This window comes from Kitasatospora sp. NPDC040550, from assembly GCF_055594965.1.
On record NZ_JBVIWC010000012.1, the window covers coordinates 75,324 to 91,345 of the forward strand.

Sequence of the window (16,022 nt, forward strand, 5' to 3'; positions counted from 1 at the left end):
TTGCCTGGGGGCTGGGGTGCCGGTGGGCGCTTCGGTGCCATGGGGAGAACCCTACGTCCCCGATTCCCGTACACCGGGGCAGGTGTTCGCCTAGGCTTGTCACAAGCTTGCGACAGCTTCGGTGCGTCAACATCACTCACTCTTGTGAGTGCGGAGACTTGCCCGAATTGCTCACCCTTGTCCGGGTTTTGAGGCGGCTGTGGCCTGTCGTGTTCGAGTGAACGGTTGCGCTGCGTGACGGCGCCTGCGGCGAGAGTGGGGGCCTCGCGGCTGGCAAGTGCCGCGACCTGCGATCACTCCAACGAGTGAGATGACCGATACCCATAGTCCGATCGGGTCATTCGAGATTGAGCCCGAAGGGGCTGTTGCAAGCAGTCCATCTTCCGTAACGTCCTCAACTGGCAACGGTGAATATGCCGTTGCCGCCGTGGGGGAGCCTCGAATCATCGGGAGAGGACGGCGCCGGCATGGGCTGGGTTGACGACTGGAGTGCGCAGGCCGCCTGCCGCACGAGTGATCCGGACGAACTGTTCGTCCAGGGGGCGGCACAGAACCGGGCGAAGGCGGTGTGCAGCGGGTGCCCCGTCCGGACGGAGTGCCTCGCGGACGCGCTGGACAACCGGGTGGAGTTCGGGGTGTGGGGCGGGATGACGGAACGCGAGCGCCGGGCGCTGCTGCGCCGCCGCCCGACGGTCATGTCGTGGCGGAGGCTGCTGGAGACCGCCCGCACCGAGTACGAGGAGTCCCTCGCGACCGGCGTGATACTGACGGACTACGCCCAGGCGGGCTGACCCCGGCCGCACCTCGCGGTCCGGGGCTCCCCCCGTTCCGGCCCGGACCACCCGGCCGGAGTGCCCGGACCACTCGGACCACCGGCCCGGCCCCCACCCGGCCCGGCCCCCACCCGGGCCCACTGGACCTGGCCCGGACTACGCCGCGCCGCTGAGCCGGCCTCCGATGGCCCGCAGCCCGTCCAGGTCGTGGACGTCACCCGGCAGCGCGGCCACCTCCACGATCGGCACGTCCGGGTACACCGAGACGAACCGGTCCCGGGTGCGCCGTTCGCGCCCCATGATCTGCATCCGCTCGGCGTGCAGCCGCAGCAGTCCGGCCGCCAACAGCTCCGCCTCCGGCGAGGAGTGCTCCGAGCCGTTCTCCTCCAGGGCCTCGGCGGCCGCCAGCGCCCGCTCTGCGGTGAGCTGCGGCGCGCCCGTGCTGTGCACCCGGTTGAGCACCAGTCCGGCCAGCGGCATCCGGTCCGCGGCGAGCCGGTCCACGAAGTACGCCGCCTCGCGCAGCGCGTCCCGCTCCGGCGCCGCCACCACCAGGAACGCCGTGCCCGGCGCCTTCAACAGCTGGTAGGTGCGGTCGGCGCGCTCGCGGAAGCCGCCGAACATCGAGTCCATCGCGCTGACGAAGGTCTGCACGTCGGTGAGCAGTTGGGCACCGAAGATCTTGCCCAGGGTGCCGGTGAGCAGGCCCATCCCGGCGTTGAGGAAGCGCATCGCGCTGCGGCCGCCGACCTTGGCGGGCGCGGTCAGGATCCGGATCACCCGGCCGTCCAGGAAGGACCCGAGCCGGTTGGGGGCGTCCAGGAAGTCCAGCGCCGAGCGGGACGGCGGGGTGTCCACGACGATGAGGTCCCACTCCTCGGCGGCGCGCAGCTGCCCGAGCTTCTCCATCGCCATGTACTCCTGCGTGCCCGCGAAGCCGGCCGACAGGGACTGGTAGAACGGGTTCTCCATGATCGCCCTGGCCCGTTCGGGCTCGGCGTGGGCCAGCACGACCTCGTCGAAGGTCCGCTTCATGTCGAGCATCATGGCGTGGAGCCGGCCGTCCCCGGCCACCCCCTTGACCACCCGGGGGGTGTTGTCCAGCTCGGTCAGACCCATGGACTGGGCCAGCCGCCGGGCCGGGTCGATGGTCAGCACCACCACCTTGCGGCCGCGCTCGGCGGCCCGCAGGCCGATCGCCGCGGCGGTGGTGGTCTTGCCGACGCCGCCGGAGCCGCAGCAGACGATGATCCGGGTCTTCGGGTTGTCGATCAGCCCGTCCACCGCGAGCCGGCTCCCGCCGCCGCTACCGCTGCGGCCGACGCCACCGTTGGCGCCGGCGCCGCCACCACCGTTCCCGCCAACGCCACCGCTGCCGCTGCCGCTGCCGCCGTTCGCCGGAGTCACGCCGCCCCCTGCCGCTTGAGTTCGCCCGCCAGCCGGTACAGCCCGCCGAGGTCCACGCCCTCGCCCAGCAACGGGAGTTCGTACGTCGGGAGCCGCAGCTGCTGCAGGTCGGCACGCTGCGCGCGCTCCAGCTCGACCCGCTCGGCGTGCTCCCTGGCCTGCTCCAGCAGCGGGTCGATCAGCGGCTCGACCGCCGCCCGGACCGTCTCCGCCTTGCGCGAGCGCCCGCCCAGCCCGGCCTCGCCGAGGGCCAGCGCGACCTCCTCGCGGTGGTCCCCGTCCACCGCGGCCACCGCGGCCGCGTCCAGCAGCGGGGGCCGGACCATGTTGACCATCACCCCGCCCACCGGGAGCTTCGCCTCGCGCAGCTCCGCGAAGCCGTCGACCGTCTCCTGCACCGGCATCTCCTCCAGCAGGGTGACCAGGTGCACCGCGGTCTCCGGGGACCGCAGCACCCGCATCACGGCCTGCGCCTGGGTGTGTATCGGGCCGATCCGGGCCAGCCCGGCGACCTCGGAGTTGACGTTCAGGAACCGGGTGATCCGCCCGGTCGGCGGGGCGTCCATCACCACCGCGTCGTAGCGCCGCCGCCCGTCCGGGCCCTTGCGGCGGGCCGCCTCACAGGCCTTGCCGGTGAGCAGCACGTCCCGTACGCCGGGGGCGACGGTGGTGGCGAAGTCGACGAAGCCGACCTTCTGCAGTGCCTTGCCGGCCCGGCCGAGCTTGTAGAACATCTCCAGGTACTCGAGCAGCGCCTGCTCGGTGTCGATCGCCAGCGCGAGCACCTCGCCCGGCCCGCCCTCGCCGGCCGGCAACCCCAGTTGGGGGCGGGAGACCGAGGCGATCCGGCGCTCCTCGTACGGGAGGGCGGCGATCCCGAAGAGTTCGGCGATGCCCTGCCGCCCCTCGACCTCGATCAGCAGCACCCGACCGCCGTCGGCGGCCAGGGCCAGGGCCAGCGCGGCGGCCAGCGTGGTCTTCCCGGTGCCGCCCTTGCCGCTGACCACGTGCAGCCGGACCCCCTCCCAGTCGGGGTCGCGCCGGGTCGCCTGGCCGGGGGTGCGTGCCACGCTGCGTCTCCGTCCGTCTCCGTCCCTGCGGGCGCCCCTCCTGCGGGGTGCCCCTGCCGAGGGGGCCGCTCGCGGACGAGGGCACCCCTCCACGAGGGTGCCGCTCCGTACGGACGCCCCTCCCTGCGGGGTGCCCCCTCGCGAGGACGCCCTCTCGCGAGGGTAACCAGGGAGCGCTCCCGATGCCCGGAGCATCCGGGGTGCCAGGACTGAATCATGCCCCCTTTGTGCCCCACCTCACACGCCGGTGGGCGGGGGCCGGTACGGCGGCGCGTGCGGGGCCGGCACGGCGGCACGGGCGTCGGCCGGTACGGCGGCCCGGGCGGCGGCGATCGCCGGGACACCTCGTCTAGAGTCTGGCCATGACCAAGTGGGAATACATGACGGCGCCCCTGCTGGTGCACGCCACCAAGCAGATCCTGGACAACTTCGGCGAGGACGGCTGGGAGCTCGTCCAGGTCGTGCCCGGCCCGAACCCGGAGCAGCTGGTGGCCTACTTCAAGCGGGAGAAGAACGCATGAGCAAGGTCGAGTCGAAGCTCGCCGAGCTGGGCCTGACCCTGCCGCCGGTGGCCGCCCCGGTCGCCGCCTACGTGCCGGCCGTCCGGTCCGGTGAGTTCGTGTTCACCTCCGGCCAGCTGCCGGTCGTCGGCGGCAAGCTGGTGAGCACCGGCAAGGTCGGTGCCGAGGTGTCCCCGGAGGAGGCCAAGGAGCTGGCGCAGACCTGCGCGCTGAACGCCCTGGCCGCCGTGAAGTCGGTGATCGGCGACCTGGACCTGATCGAGCAGGTCGTGAAGGTGGTCGGCTTCGTCGCCTCCGCCCCCGACTTCATCGGCCAGCCCGCCGTGATCAACGGTGCCAGCGAGCTGCTCGGCACCGTGCTGGGCGAGGCCGGTGTGCACGCCCGCAGCGCGGTCGGCGTCGCGGTGCTGCCGCTGGACGCCCCGGTCGAGGTCGAGCTCCAGGTGCGCGTCAAGAGCGCCTGAGTCCGAGCGTGATCACGAAGGCGGGGTCGGGCCTGTCCAACCCCGCCTTCGTGCGCTTAGCATCCGGGCATGGACCATCGAGCAACGACGCTCCCGATGCCGCCCGGTTGGCCTGCCCGGATCCGGGCGGTCGACTCCGGCCTGCTCACCCCGGTGGTGGCCAGACCCGCCGCGACGGTCGTGCTGCTGCGCGACGCCGCCGACGGGCCGGAGGCCTACCTGCTGCGCCGTCGCACCTCGATGGCCTTCGCAGCCGGGATGTACGCCTACCCGGGCGGCGGGGTGGACCCGCGGGACGCCGAGGTCGAGACCGGCTGGGCCGGGCCGTCGCCCGAGGAGTGGGCGCAGCGGCTCGGGGTGGACGCCCGGACGGCGCGGGCGGTGGTCTGCGCGGCGGTGCGCGAGACCTTCGAGGAGGCCGGCGTGCTGCTGGCCGGACCGGACCCGGAGAGCGTCGCCGCGCCGCGCGACTGGTCCGCGGAGCGGGCCGCGCTGGAGGCGCACGAGCTGTCCTTCGCCGAGTTCCTGCGGGACCACGGCCTGGTGCTGCGCAGTGACCTGCTGGGCGGCTGGGCCCGCTGGATCACCCCGGAGTTCGAGGAGCGGCGCTACGACACCTGGTTCTTCGTCGCCGTCCTGCCGGCCGGGCAGCGCGCGGCGCTGGAGGTCGGCGAGGCCGACCGGGTCGCCTGGCTGACGCCCGCCGAGGCGGTCCTGGGCCACCGGGAGGGCCGGTTCGGCATGCTGCCGCCGACGGTCACGGTGCTGCGCGAGCTGTCGTCGGTGCGGACCGCCGCCGAGGCGCTGGCCGCGGCCGCCGACCGGGTGCTGGAGCCGGTGCTGGGCCGGGCCGAGGTCCGCGGCGACCGGATGACGGTCCGCTGGCCCGGGTACGACGAACTGACCATCGACGGGGAGTTCCCCGCCGAGGAATCCTGATCCCCTCCGTACGAGGACCCCGCTGTCCGGGAACCCCCTCGTAGGAACCCCCCTCGTACGAAGCCCCTCGTGCGAACCGTCGCACGACGACTTCGAGAGACGCCGACCGGAAAGGACCGACGACCGATGGACCACGACGCTGTGGCTCGCCGGACGGCCCCCGAGCTGCCCGCCCGCCGAGTGACCCCCCGTTCCGCGGCCTGTGACGGTCCGGTCCCGTTCGTCGAGGTCGCCCAGCGGGCCCTCGTCCGGGTCCTGCCGCTGCGGGCCCTGCACCGCGACCTGGAGGGCGGCCGGTGAGCGGGCGAATCGTCGAGAGGCGCGTGGGCGCATGAGCGGCGTCCTGCCGGGCGACCCGGCCGCAGCGGTGGGCGGGGAGGCCACCGCCCGGGCGCTGTGCGTGCTGGCGCCGAACCCGTCGCCGATGACCCTGGACGGCACCAACACCTGGCTGCTCTCCGAGCCCGGCTCGGACCTCGCGGTGGTGATCGACCCCGGCCCGCTGCACGAGGGCCACCTGCGCCGGGTGCTCGACCTCGCCGAGGAGCGCGGCAAGCGGATCGCGCTCACCCTGCTGACCCACGGCCACGCCGACCACTCCGAGGGCGCGGCCCGGTTCGCCGAGCTGACCGGCACCGAGGTGCGGGCCCTGGACCCTGCGCACCGGCTGGGCTCCGAGGGCCTGGTCGGCGGCCAGCGGCTGGACGTCGGCGGCCTCGATCTGCGGGTGGTGGCCACGCCCGGCCACACCTCGGACTCGCTGACCTTCCACCTGCCGGACGACGGCGCGGTCCTCACCGGGGACACCGTGCTCGGCCGCGGCACCACGATGGTCGCCCACCCGGACGGCCGGCTCGGGGACTACCTGGACTCGCTGCGCCACCTGCACACGATGGCCTCCGCGCACGGCGTGCGGACGGTGCTGCCCGGCCACGGTCCGGTGCTCGCGGACGCGCTGGGCGCGGTCGACTACTACCTGGCGCACCGGGCCACCCGGCTCGCCCAGGTCGAGACCGCGGTGGAGGCGGGCTGTCGGACGGCCGCCGAGGTGGTCGCCCGGGTCTACGCGGACGTGGACCGGGCGCTCTGGCCGGCCGCCGAGCTGTCGGTGCGGGCCCAGCTGGAGTACCTGGAGGATCACGGGCTGATTCCGGGCCAGGGCTGATCCCGGGCCAGGGCTGATTCCGGGCCAGGGCTGATCCTGAGCCGATCCGCCCGGGAACGCCGAAGGGCCCGTCCGGCTCGGACGGGCCCTTCGCGGTGCTCGGAGCGTCAGCGCGAGCGGCGCGACAGCCGCTCGACGTCCAGCAGGACCACCGCGCGCGCCTCCAGCTTGAGCCAGCCGCGGCCGGCGAAGTCGGCGAGCGCCTTGTTGACCGTCTCGCGGGAGGCGCCGACCAGCTGGGCCAGCTCCTCCTGGGTGAGGTCGTGGGCGACGTGGATGCCCTCCTCGGACTGCACGCCGAAGCGGCGGGAGAGGTCCAGCAGGGCCTTGGCGACACGCCCGGGCACGTCGGAGAAGACCAGGTCGGACATCACGTCGTTGGTCCGGCGCAGTCGGCGGGCGATGGCCCGCAGCAGTGCGATGGAGACCTCGGGGCGGGCGTGCAGCCAGGGCTGCAGGTCGCCGTGGCCGAGGCCGAGCAGCTTGACCTCGGTCAGCGCGCTGGCGGTGGCGGTGCGCGGGCCCGGGTCGAACAGCGACAGCTCGCCGATCATCTCGCTGGGGCCGAGCACGGCCAGCATGTTCTCGCGGCCGTCGGGCGAGGCGCGGTGCAGCTTGACCTTGCCTTCGGCGACGACGTACAGCCGGTCGCCCGGGTCGCCCTCGTGGAACAGCGACTCACCACGGGCGAGGGTGACCTCGGTCATGGAAGCGCGCAGCTCGCCGGCCTGTTCGTCGTCGAGTGCCGCGAAGAGTGCGGCGCGCCGCAGAACGTCGTCCACGTGCTTCCTCCTTCTCGGCCGTTCGGCGGGTGGGCCGTCCGGCGCAAGTTTCCGTTCAGTGTTCTGCATCACCAAGCATGGCGCATGTCGCTCCGATCATATGAGGAGGGGGTGTGTCCGGGTGTGCCGTGCGGGGCCATTCGTACCGGCGGGTCACGGGGCGGGGCGCCCGGCGGCGGCCGCCCGGTCGAACTGCTGTCCGTTCTGACCGAACAGGGAGTCGCCCACGGCGGTGCGTGCGGAGAGGACGGCGTGTCCGGCCCGGTGGGCGCTGGTCAGGCCCGCCGTACGCAGGGCGGTGAGGTGCTGGGAGACGGCGGCCGGGGACAGTCCGGTCCGGCGGGCCAGCTCGGTGGTCGAGGCCGGGGAGTCCAGCTCGGCCAGCAGCCGGGCCCGGGAGCGGCCGAGGACGGCGGCCAGCGCGTCGGTGCGCGCGGGCGAGTCCGGGCGCTCCTCCCAGAGCGCGGCCGTGCCGCGCGCCGGGTAGACCAGCTGCGGCGGGTCCGGCGGCAGTACCCGGGTGAGCACCCGCGGCCAGGCGAAGGCCGAGGGCACCAGCAGCAGTCCGGCCGCGGCGTTCAGCCGGTTCACCGCGCAGTGACGGTGCTCCAGGCGCAGCGCGGTGCCGTCCCAGCGGACCGTCTCGTGCAGGTCGTCCAGCATCCGCGCGCTGCCGTGCTCGGCGGCCTGCCGGGAGCGGTGGAAGACGTCCGCGGCCAGCAGCGCGCTGATCCGGGCCCAGTAGGGGGCGAGCGCCAGCTCCCAGTACGCCTCGATCTCGGCGGCCAGCCGGGGCAGCTGGCCGACCGGGTCGCGGTGCAGCGGTTCCAGGGCGGTGGGCAGCCGACCGCCAGCCTCGGCGGCCAGGATGTCGAGGTCGGCGCGGACCTGCCCGGCGCCGGTCGCGGTGATCGCGGCCAGCTCCTCGGCGAGCGTGGTCGAGCAACCCGCCGGGGCGGGGTTGAGGAAGTCGGGCAGGTGACCCTCGGGCGGGACCATCGCGGCCAGCCGGCCCCGGTCCAGCCCGGCGGCGGCCAGCCGCTCGCGCACCTGGCCGGCCCAGCGGCGGTGCAGCGCCGGGACGGGGGAGCGGGCCAGCGCGCGCAGGCTGGTCACCACCTCCTGCATCGGGCTGACCGCGAACCGGGTCAGCGCCAAGTCCTGGGTGGAGAAGTGGAGTTCCGTCCGCACGATGCGGCCCCCTTCGGAAGATTCGGCCCCAGCTTAATCACTGGTGGCCGGCCCGGAGCGGGGCGCAGGATGCCTGCGTCCCACCGATCCGTACGAAAGCCGGTGACCACCATGTCCACCACCTCCGAGGCCCGCGAGCGGGCGCTGCGGCTGCGCGAACTCCTCGCGGAGGGCGTGCTCGTCCTGCCCAACGCCTGGGACGCGGGCAGCGCCGCGGTGATCGCCTCGGCCGGCGCCCGGGCCATCGCCACCACCAGCGGCGGCGTCTCCTGGTCGCTCGGACACGGCGACGGCCAGCGGATGGACCGGGCGGCAGCGGTCGCGGCGGCCCGCCGGGTCGTCGCCGCGGTGGACCTGCCGGTCACCGTCGACGCCGAGGGCGGCTACGGGCCGCTGCCCGCCGACGTGGCCGCGACCGTCACCGAGCTGGTCGGCGCCGGCGCTGCCGGGGTCAACCTGGAGGACTCGACGGCCGTCGGCGGGCCGCTGTTCCCGGTGGCCGAGCAGGCCGAGCGGCTGCGCGCGGCCCGGACGGCGGCCGCGGCGGCCGGACTGCCCGAGCTGCTGGTCAACGTCCGGACCGACGTCTTCCTGTTCGGCCTGGGCGGGCTCGACGACGTCCTGACCCGGGCCGGGGCCTACGCCCGGGCGGGCGCCGACGGCCTGTTCGTCCCCGGGCTGCTGGACCTCGACCTGCTCGCCGAGCTGTGCCGGCGCTCCCCGCTGCCGGTGAACGCGATGGCCGGGCCGGGCGGGCCGACCGTCGCCGAGCTGGCCGCCGCCGGTGTGCGGCGGGTCAGCGTCGGCACCGGCCTCGCCCAGGCCGCGTACACGGCGGCCCACCGGGCCGCCGTCGAGCTGCTCGGCGCCGGGACGCTGACGGAACTCGACGGGGCGCTCGGCTTCGGGGAGCTGAACGGGCTGTACTGACCCTGACCTGCTACCGACCTGGACCGGCGGTACGGCCTGCACCGGCCTGCACCGGCCGAATCGGCCGTACCGGCCCGAGGGGACCTCAGCCCGTGAAGCCCAGCTCGGTCAGGCTCTGCTCGATCCGGGCGCGGTGGGCGGCCTCCCAGTCGTCCAGGGTTTCGGCGGCCTCCTTGGCCAGCTTGGCCCGGGCCGCCTCCAGGACCGCCGTCCGCTCGGCGGCGGGCACCGCCACGACGCCCTCCTCGTCGGCCACCACGATGTCGCCGGGCGCCACCAGCACGCCGCCGCAGCGCACCGGGACGCCGTGGGCGCCCAGCTGCTTCTTGGCGCCGGGGATCGGGATGACGCCCCGGGCGACCACCGGGAAGCCCAGTTCGCGGACCTCGGCGAGGTCCCGGATCAGGCCGTCGGCCACGAAGGCGGCGACGCCCCGGCGCTGGGCCACCGCGCAGACGTTGCCGCCGGCCAGCGCGTAGTCCAGGTCGCCGGACTCCACCACGATCACCGAGCCGGGCTCGGCCCGGTAGATCGCGGCGTGCAGCATCAGGTTGTCGCCGGGCGGGCACTGCACGGTGAAGGCCGGTCCGGCCACCCGGGGCATGCCCGCCCACAGCGGGCGCAGTCCGATGTCCATGACCCGGGCGCGGCCCAGGACGTCGGCCAGGGTGGTGGTGGGAATGTCCGTGAAGTCCTTGAAGTCCCCGTCCATGCTTCCTCTTTCCTCGATCGTTCCCTCGATGGTCGGACGATCGGAAGACTAGAACGGGCTGGTGATCGGAGCACCGGGCCCCGCCATCTGCCCGCCCGTACCCGCCCCGCCACGTCCTCGGCCGACCGGACGGCGGCCGTCCGTTCTTCCCTCCTTGATCCGCCCCAAGCGGTCCGCCGCTCGGCGTAGCCTTCGTGCATGGCAGAGAGCAAGGCCCGGAAGACCGCGACCAAGCCGGCCGCGGAGCCCGCTGCGAAGACGGCCGCGAAGAAGACGGCCGCGAAGAAGACGGCGGCCAAGAAGACGGCGGTGAAGCCGAGGAAGCCCGAGTCGCACCTGGCGATGGTGCGCCGGGCCCGGCGGATCAACCGCGAGCTGGCGGAGCTGTACCCGTACGCCCACCCGGAGCTGGACTTCGAGAACCCGTTCCAGCTGCTGGTGGCCACCGTGTTGTCGGCGCAGACCACCGACCTGCGGGTGAACCAGACCACCCCGGCGCTGTTCGCGAAGTACCCGACGCCCGAGGACATGGCGGCGGCGAACCCGGAGGAGCTGGAGGAGATCATCCGCCCGACCGGCTTCTTCCGGAACAAGGCGAAGTCGCTGATCGGCCTCTCGACCGCGCTGCGCGACGAGTTCGGCGGCGAGGTCCCGGGCCGGCTGGCCGACCTGGTGACCCTGCCCGGGGTCGGTCGCAAGACCGCCAACGTGGTGCTCGGCAACGCCTTCGGAGTCCCCGGGATCACCGTGGACACCCACTTCGGGCGGCTGGCCCGCCGGTTCGGCTGGACCACCGAGGACGACCCGGTGAAGGTCGAGCTGGCCGTCGCCGAGATCTTCCCGAAGTCGGAGTGGACGATGCTGTCGCACCGCGTGGTCTTCCACGGCCGGCGGATCTGCCACTCCCAGAAGCCCGCCTGCGGGGCCTGCCCGATCGCGCCGCTCTGCCCCGCGTACGGGGAGGGCGAGCTGGATCCGGAGAAGGCCCGCAAGCTGCTCAAGTACGAGATGGGCGGCCAGCCCGGCCAGCGGCTCAGGCCGCCGTCGGACTTCCCCGGCGAGGCTGCCGCCCGCGCCGACGCGGCCGCCCACCAGGGGCGGGTCGCGGACCAGGGGGTGGAAGCGTGACCACGGGTGTTGTCGAGCGGAACGACCTGCCGGGCTGGCTGGAGCCGGTCCGGGACGCGGCCGAGCGGGTGCTGCCGGAGCAGCTGAGCCGCTTCCTGCCGCCGAGCGAGGGCGGCCGGGCGGCAGCGGTGCTGATGCTGTTCGGCGAGGGCCCCGACGGGCCGGACCTGCTGCTGATCGAGCGGGCCCGCTCACTGCGCTCGCACGCCGGCCAGCCGTCCTTCCCGGGCGGCGCGCTGGACCCGGAGGACGGCGACCCGGACGGCTCCGGCCCGATCGCGGCGGCGCTGCGCGAGGCCTGGGAGGAGACCGGACTGGACCCGGCCGGGGTACAGGTCTTCGCCGCGCTGCCCCGGCTGTACATCCCGGTGAGCCGCTTCGTGGTGACCCCGGTGCTGGGCTGGTGGCGCGAGGAGTCGCCGGTGCGGCCGGTGGACCGGGGCGAGACCGGCGCGGTGTTCCGGGTGACGATCGCCGACCTCGCCGACCCGGCGAACCGGGTCCGGCTGCGGCACCCGTCCGGTCACGTCGGGCCGGCCTTCGCGGTGGCCGGGCGGCTGGTCTGGGGGTTCACCGCCGGGGTGATCGACCGGGTGCTGCACCACAGCGGGCTGGAGCGGCCGTGGGACCCGTCCCGGGTCGTCGACCTCTCGGACGACGCCCTGGCGCTCGTCCAGGGCGACCTCGAACACTCCCGGGCCCTGCCGGGCGGCGGCGCCGACGGCTCGTGACGGACCGTCGGCGCGGCACGGTCGCGAAGCGTGGGAGGGTGTCGGAGTGAACGTGCTGGATGTGCTGCTGATCCTCGCCGCCGTCGGATTCGCCATTTCGGGCTACCGGCAGGGCTTCGTGGTGGGCGTCCTGTCGCTCGTCGGCTTCCTCGGCGGCGGCCTGCTGGCCGTCCAGTTGCTGCCGCTGCTGCTCGACCACCTCAGCCCCGGCACCACGGCCTCGGTGGTGGCCGTGGTGGTGGTGATCGTCTGCGCCGCGATCGGCCAGGCGGTCACCGCGCACTACGGCTGGAAGCTGCGCGGCCACATCGACCGCCGTCCGGCCCGGGTGCTGGACGCGTCCGGCGGCGCGGTGGTCAACGTGATCTCGATGCTGCTGGTCGCCTGGCTGATCGGCTCCGCGCTGGCCGGCACGTCCCTGCCGACGGTCTCCAAGCAGGTCCGCTCCTCGGCGATCCTCAGCGGTGTCCAGGAGGCGCTGCCGGGTGACGCGCCGAACTGGTTCTCCGACTTCTCCAAGGTGCTCGCCCGCAACGGCTTCCCACAGGTCTTCAACCCCTTCGAGCACGAGCCGATCACCCAGGTCGACACCCCGGACCCGGCGCTGGCCAACAGCCCGGCGGTGGCCCGGGCGCGGCAGAGCCTGGTCAAGGTGGTCGGCACCGCGACCTCCTGCGGCAAGACCCTGGAGGGCAGCGGCTTCGTCTTCGCCCCGCACCGGGTGATGACCAACGCCCACGTGGTGGGCGGCGTCGACGAGCCGACCGTGCAGATCGGCGGCGTCGGCCAGCTGTACGACGCCACGGTGGTCCGCTACGACTGGCAGCGGGACATCGCCGTCCTGGACGTGCCCAAGCTCAACGCGCCCCCGCTGGCCTTCGCGGGCGAGGCGAGGACCAACGACAGCGCGATCGTCGCGGGCTTCCCCGAGAACGGCGCCTTCAACGTCCAGCCCGCCCGCATCCGCGGCCGGATCCAGGCCAACGGCCCGGACATCTACCACCGCGGCCAGGTGGTGCGCGACGTCTACTCGGTGCGCTCGCTGGTCCGCCAGGGCAACAGCGGCGGCCCGCTGCTCACCCCGGACGGGCAGGTGTACGGAGTGGTGTTCGCCAAGTCCCTGGACAGCGCCGACACCGGGTACGTGCTGACCTCGGCCGAGGTGCGCGAGGACGCGACGGCGGGCAGCACCGCGAGCGGCCGGGTGGACACCCAGGGCTGCGCACTCTGAGGGCGCGCTCCGAAACCGCGGGGGCCCGCCGGTGCGGGATCCGTCGTACCGTCAGGCCGCCCTGGTAGCCTCGGCCGCGCTCACCCGTTCGGCTCAACCGGGTTGCCGTCCCGGAGTGAGTCAACGGGAGGTCGTGGTAGTCCGATGATGGGTCATTCGCACGCGGTGAGTGGGGCGATGCTGTACGCGGCCTCCGCCCCGTTCCTGCCCCCGCTGCTGCTGCACACCACGCTGCAGCCGGCGGACATACTGATGGGCACGGTGCTGTGCGCGGGCGCGGCACTGCTGCCGGACCTCGACCACCACGACGGTTCGATCGCCAACTTCCTCGGCCCGCTCTCCAAGGCGCTCTGCCGCTTCGTGGCCTGGGCCTCCGGCGGGCACCGGCACGCCACCCACTCGCTGCTGTTCGTCGCGCTGATGGGCGGCGGCACCTGGGCCGGCGTCACCTTCCTGGGCCGCTACTTCACCCTCACGGTGACGTTCTTCCTGCTGGCACTGGCGATCAAGGCACTGCGGCTCTGCCCGCCGAGCAACGGCCCGGAGGCGTGGATCACCGTCATCGGCCTGGCCGCGCTCGGCACCTTCGGGATGAACACCTGGATGCCCAACGCGCCCGGCTGGCTGCCGTACGCGGTCGGGCTGGGCACGCTGGCGCACCTGCTGGGCGACTGCCTGACCAAGAAGGGCGCGCCGCTGCTGTGGCCGCACAAGGAGCGCTACGAGATCGTGCTGATCAAGCGCAGCGGCAACAACGTCGAGACCAAGGTGCTGGTGCCGATCATGTCGGTGGCGACCTTCGTGCTGCTCTGGTTCACGGCGCTGTCACCGCAGATCGTGAACTGACCGGCCGCTCTCCGGCTGTCCGACGCGGCGCGGGGCCTCAGGTCTCGCGCCGCAGCCGTGCGCCCACCCAGCGGGCGCGCCGGCCGAGGATGCGCGGGATGCCCATCTGCCGCTGCGCCCCGCGCTGGCGGCGGTCGAGGCCCTCGAAGCCGAGGTCCTCCGCCCAGTCGGGGAGGTGTGCGGGGCGCTGGGGACTGTTGTGGCGTCGGCCGCGCGGGGCGTCGCCGCGATCGGGCATCCAGGTCATACCGGAAGGGATGCCCCTGAGCCGGAGGGAGTAATCGCCCGGGTTCGCCGAAACTGGCCCATGCGCATGTCATATGAGCGCAACATCAAGGGAGTTGGGACTTTCGACCCCTTCCGGGAGCCCTGGGGCGGGCCCTCCGGTCGTCACTCCTTGTGGCGACCGACCCAGTCCAGCAGCTCCGCCGTGAACTCCTCCGGAGCCTCCTCGTGCGGGAAGTGCCCGACCCCAGGCAGCAGCCGCCAGCGGTACGGCGCCGCCACGTACTCGCCGCCGCCCAGCGCGGTGTGCGACAGCAGGACCGGGTCCGCGGCGCCCTGGACGTGCAGGGTCGGCGCGGTGATCGGCTTCTTCATCCGACGGGCGAACTGGATGCCGTCCGGCCGGGCCATCGAGCGCAGCAGCCAGCGGTACGGCTCGATCGAGCAGTGCGCGGTGCTGGGGATCTGGATCGCCTGCCGGTACGCGTGCACCGCCGCCCCGTCCAGCTTGTTCGGCCCGGTCCACTCGTCCAGGTAGCGGCCCACCAGCGCCGCGTCGTCGGCGACCAGACGGCGTTCCGGTATCCACGGCCGCTGGAAGCCCAGCACGTGATCGAAGGCGGCGATCTGCTTGCGGTCCGTCAGCAGCGCCCGGCGCAGGTCCCGGGGGTGCGCCGCGGAGACCACGGTGAGGCTCTGGAGCACCGACGGGCGCATCACCGCCGCCACCCAGGCCAGGGTGCCGCCGGAGGCGTGCCCCACCAGGTGCGCGCGGCGCTCGCCGAGCGAGCGGATCACCCCGGTGATGTCCAGGGCGAGGTTGCCCGGGTCGTAGCCGCGCGGGGTGCGGTCGCTGCCGCCGATGCCGCGCAGGTCGAGCGCCACGGCGCGGTAGCCCGCCTCGGCCAGCGCGGTCAGCTGGTGGCGCCAGGCCCACCAGTACTCGGGCCAGCCGTGCACCAGCAGCACCAGCGGGCCGGAGCCCAGCTCGGTGATGTGGAACCGGGCACCGTTGGCGGCCAGGTCCCGGTGCGTCCACGGACCGGACTGCCGGATGCTCCACGCCTCGGCAGCGGCGTCGTCGGACCGTCCGGGGACGGCGGCGCCCCCGGCGGCCTCCGGGCCGGCCTCGGGCCCCAAGGCGGGGCCGGAGACGGCGGACGGCTGCGCGGGGACGGGCTTCTGGTCGAGCGGCATACCGAGAGCCTGTCACATCCGTGCGAATGACACGTGCCCGGCACTCGCTGCGGGCGGGTCCGGGCACGTACGGGCGGGGGCGGTTACGGGATGCGGCCCAGGCCCCGGTCGATCTCCTCCTGGGTGGCCGGGCGCGGCCGGGCGTTCTTGAGCACCTCGGCGGTCTTCTGGACGCCCTCGATGGTCCGCTCCGGCTTCTGGATCTTCTTGAAGAAGCGCCGCGCCAGCACGAAGAGGATGGCGGCCAGCACCCAGTAGGCGGCCGCCACGATGAGGAAGGACCAGCCGAGCGACAGGCCCAGTGCGTGGATGCCGAAGGCGAACGCGGCACTCAGCATCGGGACGGAGAACAGGAGCACCACGGCGGCGACGGCGACCGAGACACCGCCGGAGACGCCGCGCTTGACGTCCGCCTTGATCTCGGACTTGGCGAGCGCGATCTCGTCGTGGACGAGTGCGCTCAGGTCGGCGGTGGCCGCCGCGAACAGCTGCCCCACCGAACGCTCGCCCTCATAGGGCGCCCGGCCGTTGCTGGACGGGTCTGCGGCTCCTGCGGGCATCAGCGGTTCTCCTCTGCGGCTGTTGCGGCGTGACGCCGTCGCGGTGCGCGGTTTCCGGGGCCGGTGGGGGGTCCGGAGGCGTCAGTGGTGTGTCGACAGCTCAGAATCATGCCCCTACCGGTCAGTCGGACACCACTCCGGGGCCCCGCC

At 73.8% G+C, this 16,022-nt stretch carries 19 protein-coding genes; 11 read left to right on the forward strand and 8 right to left on the reverse strand.

What is annotated here, in order from left to right:
• Positions 1–467 precede the first annotated feature (467 nt).
• On the forward strand, positions 468–791 hold the full coding sequence (locus ACZ58X_RS19220) for a WhiB family transcriptional regulator (RefSeq protein ID WP_033333275.1): 324 nt from the start codon (positions 468–470) through the stop codon (positions 789–791).
• Positions 792–929: 138 nt separating this feature from the next.
• Here the strand turns inward: ACZ58X_RS19220 and bagB are convergent, their stop codons facing one another.
• Both bagB and bagA read right to left on the reverse strand, forming a co-directional pair.
• Positions 930–2,057, reverse strand: a complete 1,128-nt coding sequence (bagB, locus tag ACZ58X_RS19225; protein ID WP_470334964.1) for an ATPase BagB — start codon at positions 2,055–2,057, stop codon at positions 930–932.
• Positions 2,058–2,176: 119 nt separating this feature from the next.
• Positions 2,177–3,250, reverse strand: a complete 1,074-nt coding sequence (gene bagA, locus ACZ58X_RS19230; protein WP_470334806.1) for an ATPase BagA — start codon at positions 3,248–3,250, stop codon at positions 2,177–2,179.
• 362 nt (positions 3,251–3,612) lie between these two features.
• Between bagA and ACZ58X_RS19235 the strand changes: the two genes are divergently transcribed.
• The 5 genes from ACZ58X_RS19235 to ACZ58X_RS19255 all read left to right on the forward strand — a co-directional run bounded on the left by ACZ58X_RS19235 (position 3,613) and on the right by ACZ58X_RS19255 (position 6,339).
• A complete protein-coding gene (locus ACZ58X_RS19235) occupies positions 3,613–3,771 on the forward strand; it encodes a DUF4177 domain-containing protein (protein WP_094743074.1) in 159 nt (52 codons plus the stop codon).
• Positions 3,768–4,235 (forward strand): RidA family protein, encoded by a 468-nt coding sequence (locus ACZ58X_RS19240; RefSeq protein WP_360227042.1) that lies wholly within the window; start codon positions 3,768–3,770, stop codon positions 4,233–4,235. The genes ACZ58X_RS19235 and ACZ58X_RS19240 overlap by 4 nt, the downstream gene beginning before the upstream one ends.
• A gap of 69 nt (positions 4,236–4,304) precedes the next feature.
• Positions 4,305–5,174 carry an NUDIX hydrolase gene (locus ACZ58X_RS19245; RefSeq protein ID WP_470334807.1) on the forward strand — a complete coding sequence of 290 codons (870 nt, stop codon included), beginning with the start codon at positions 4,305–4,307 and terminating at the stop codon, positions 5,172–5,174.
• 126 nt (positions 5,175–5,300) lie between these two features.
• The gene (locus tag ACZ58X_RS19250) at positions 5,301–5,474 is read left to right on the forward strand and encodes a hypothetical protein (RefSeq protein WP_470334808.1); all 174 of its coding nucleotides are present in this window, start codon (positions 5,301–5,303) and stop codon (positions 5,472–5,474) included.
• Positions 5,475–5,505: 31 nt separating this feature from the next.
• On the forward strand, positions 5,506–6,339 hold the full coding sequence (locus tag ACZ58X_RS19255; protein ID WP_470334809.1) for an MBL fold metallo-hydrolase: 834 nt from the start codon (positions 5,506–5,508) through the stop codon (positions 6,337–6,339).
• Between the two features lie 107 nt (positions 6,340–6,446).
• Here the strand turns inward: ACZ58X_RS19255 and ACZ58X_RS19260 are convergent, their stop codons facing one another.
• Entirely contained in the window at positions 6,447–7,121 is a 675-nt protein-coding gene (locus ACZ58X_RS19260) for a Crp/Fnr family transcriptional regulator (RefSeq protein WP_030288117.1), read from the reverse strand.
• Positions 7,122–7,274: 153 nt separating this feature from the next.
• Positions 7,275–8,312, reverse strand: a complete 1,038-nt coding sequence (locus tag ACZ58X_RS19265) for a DUF5937 family protein (RefSeq protein ID WP_470334810.1) — start codon at positions 8,310–8,312, stop codon at positions 7,275–7,277.
• Positions 8,313–8,423: 111 nt separating this feature from the next.
• Here ACZ58X_RS19265 and ACZ58X_RS19270 point away from each other — a divergent pair, with 111 nt between their 5' ends.
• On the forward strand, positions 8,424–9,242 hold the full coding sequence (locus ACZ58X_RS19270) for an isocitrate lyase/PEP mutase family protein (RefSeq protein ID WP_470334811.1): 819 nt from the start codon (positions 8,424–8,426) through the stop codon (positions 9,240–9,242).
• Between the two features lie 85 nt (positions 9,243–9,327).
• On the opposite strand, the gene ACZ58X_RS19275 is transcribed toward ACZ58X_RS19270, so the two are convergent.
• Positions 9,328–9,954 (reverse strand): RraA family protein, encoded by a 627-nt coding sequence (locus ACZ58X_RS19275; protein ID WP_470334812.1) that lies wholly within the window; start codon positions 9,952–9,954, stop codon positions 9,328–9,330.
• A gap of 198 nt (positions 9,955–10,152) precedes the next feature.
• Between ACZ58X_RS19275 and nth the strand changes: the two genes are divergently transcribed.
• The 4 genes from nth to ACZ58X_RS19295 all read left to right on the forward strand — a co-directional run bounded on the left by nth (position 10,153) and on the right by ACZ58X_RS19295 (position 13,890).
• Entirely contained in the window at positions 10,153–11,082 is a 930-nt protein-coding gene (gene nth / locus ACZ58X_RS19280; RefSeq protein WP_470334813.1) for an endonuclease III, read from the forward strand.
• Entirely contained in the window at positions 11,079–11,813 is a 735-nt protein-coding gene (locus ACZ58X_RS19285; protein WP_470334814.1) for an NUDIX hydrolase, read from the forward strand. Before nth ends, ACZ58X_RS19285 begins: the two co-directional genes overlap by 4 nt.
• Before the next feature lie 46 nt (positions 11,814–11,859).
• Positions 11,860–13,044: a MarP family serine protease gene (locus ACZ58X_RS19290; RefSeq protein WP_470334815.1), complete on the forward strand. Its 1,185-nt coding sequence runs from the start codon at positions 11,860–11,862 to the stop codon at positions 13,042–13,044.
• Between the two features lie 147 nt (positions 13,045–13,191).
• Positions 13,192–13,890, forward strand: a complete 699-nt coding sequence (locus ACZ58X_RS19295; protein ID WP_470334965.1) for a metal-dependent hydrolase — start codon at positions 13,192–13,194, stop codon at positions 13,888–13,890.
• A gap of 37 nt (positions 13,891–13,927) precedes the next feature.
• On the opposite strand, the gene ACZ58X_RS19300 is transcribed toward ACZ58X_RS19295, so the two are convergent.
• The 3 genes from ACZ58X_RS19300 to ACZ58X_RS19310 form a co-directional block, all read right to left on the reverse strand.
• Positions 13,928–14,137 carry a hypothetical protein gene (locus ACZ58X_RS19300; protein WP_470334816.1) on the reverse strand — a complete coding sequence of 70 codons (210 nt, stop codon included), beginning with the start codon at positions 14,135–14,137 and terminating at the stop codon, positions 13,928–13,930.
• Positions 14,138–14,280: 143 nt separating this feature from the next.
• Positions 14,281–15,312: an alpha/beta fold hydrolase gene (locus tag ACZ58X_RS19305; protein WP_470334817.1), complete on the reverse strand. Its 1,032-nt coding sequence runs from the start codon at positions 15,310–15,312 to the stop codon at positions 14,281–14,283.
• An 83-nt stretch (positions 15,313–15,395) separates the two neighbouring features.
• Positions 15,396–15,872 (reverse strand): phage holin family protein, encoded by a 477-nt coding sequence (locus ACZ58X_RS19310; RefSeq protein WP_470334818.1) that lies wholly within the window; start codon positions 15,870–15,872, stop codon positions 15,396–15,398.
• Between the last annotated feature and the right edge of the window lie 150 nt (positions 15,873–16,022).

Bases quoted from the DNA above. Each gene is read 5' to 3' on its own strand.
- ACZ58X_RS19220 (WP_033333275.1), top strand. From the start codon at position 468: ATGGGCTGGGTTGACGACTGGAGTGCGCAGGCCGCCTGCCGCACGAGT.
- ACZ58X_RS19235 (WP_094743074.1), top strand. From the start codon at position 3,613: ATGACCAAGTGGGAATACATGACGGCGCCCCTGCTGGTGCACGCCACC.
- ACZ58X_RS19240 (WP_360227042.1), top strand. From the start codon at position 3,768: ATGAGCAAGGTCGAGTCGAAGCTCGCCGAGCTGGGCCTGACCCTGCCG.
- ACZ58X_RS19245 (WP_470334807.1), top strand. From the start codon at position 4,305: ATGGACCATCGAGCAACGACGCTCCCGATGCCGCCCGGTTGGCCTGCC.
- ACZ58X_RS19250 (WP_470334808.1), top strand. From the start codon at position 5,301: ATGGACCACGACGCTGTGGCTCGCCGGACGGCCCCCGAGCTGCCCGCC.
- ACZ58X_RS19255 (WP_470334809.1), top strand. From the start codon at position 5,506: ATGAGCGGCGTCCTGCCGGGCGACCCGGCCGCAGCGGTGGGCGGGGAG.
- ACZ58X_RS19270 (WP_470334811.1), top strand. From the start codon at position 8,424: ATGTCCACCACCTCCGAGGCCCGCGAGCGGGCGCTGCGGCTGCGCGAA.
- ACZ58X_RS19275 (WP_470334812.1), bottom strand. From the start codon at position 9,954: ATGGACGGGGACTTCAAGGACTTCACGGACATTCCCACCACCACCCTG.
- nth (WP_470334813.1), top strand. From the start codon at position 10,153: ATGGCAGAGAGCAAGGCCCGGAAGACCGCGACCAAGCCGGCCGCGGAG.
- ACZ58X_RS19295 (WP_470334965.1), top strand. From the start codon at position 13,192: ATGGGTCATTCGCACGCGGTGAGTGGGGCGATGCTGTACGCGGCCTCC.
- ACZ58X_RS19300 (WP_470334816.1), bottom strand. From the start codon at position 14,137: ATGACCTGGATGCCCGATCGCGGCGACGCCCCGCGCGGCCGACGCCAC.
- ACZ58X_RS19305 (WP_470334817.1), bottom strand. From the start codon at position 15,312: ATGCCGCTCGACCAGAAGCCCGTCCCCGCGCAGCCGTCCGCCGTCTCC.
- ACZ58X_RS19310 (WP_470334818.1), bottom strand. From the start codon at position 15,872: ATGCCCGCAGGAGCCGCAGACCCGTCCAGCAACGGCCGGGCGCCCTAT.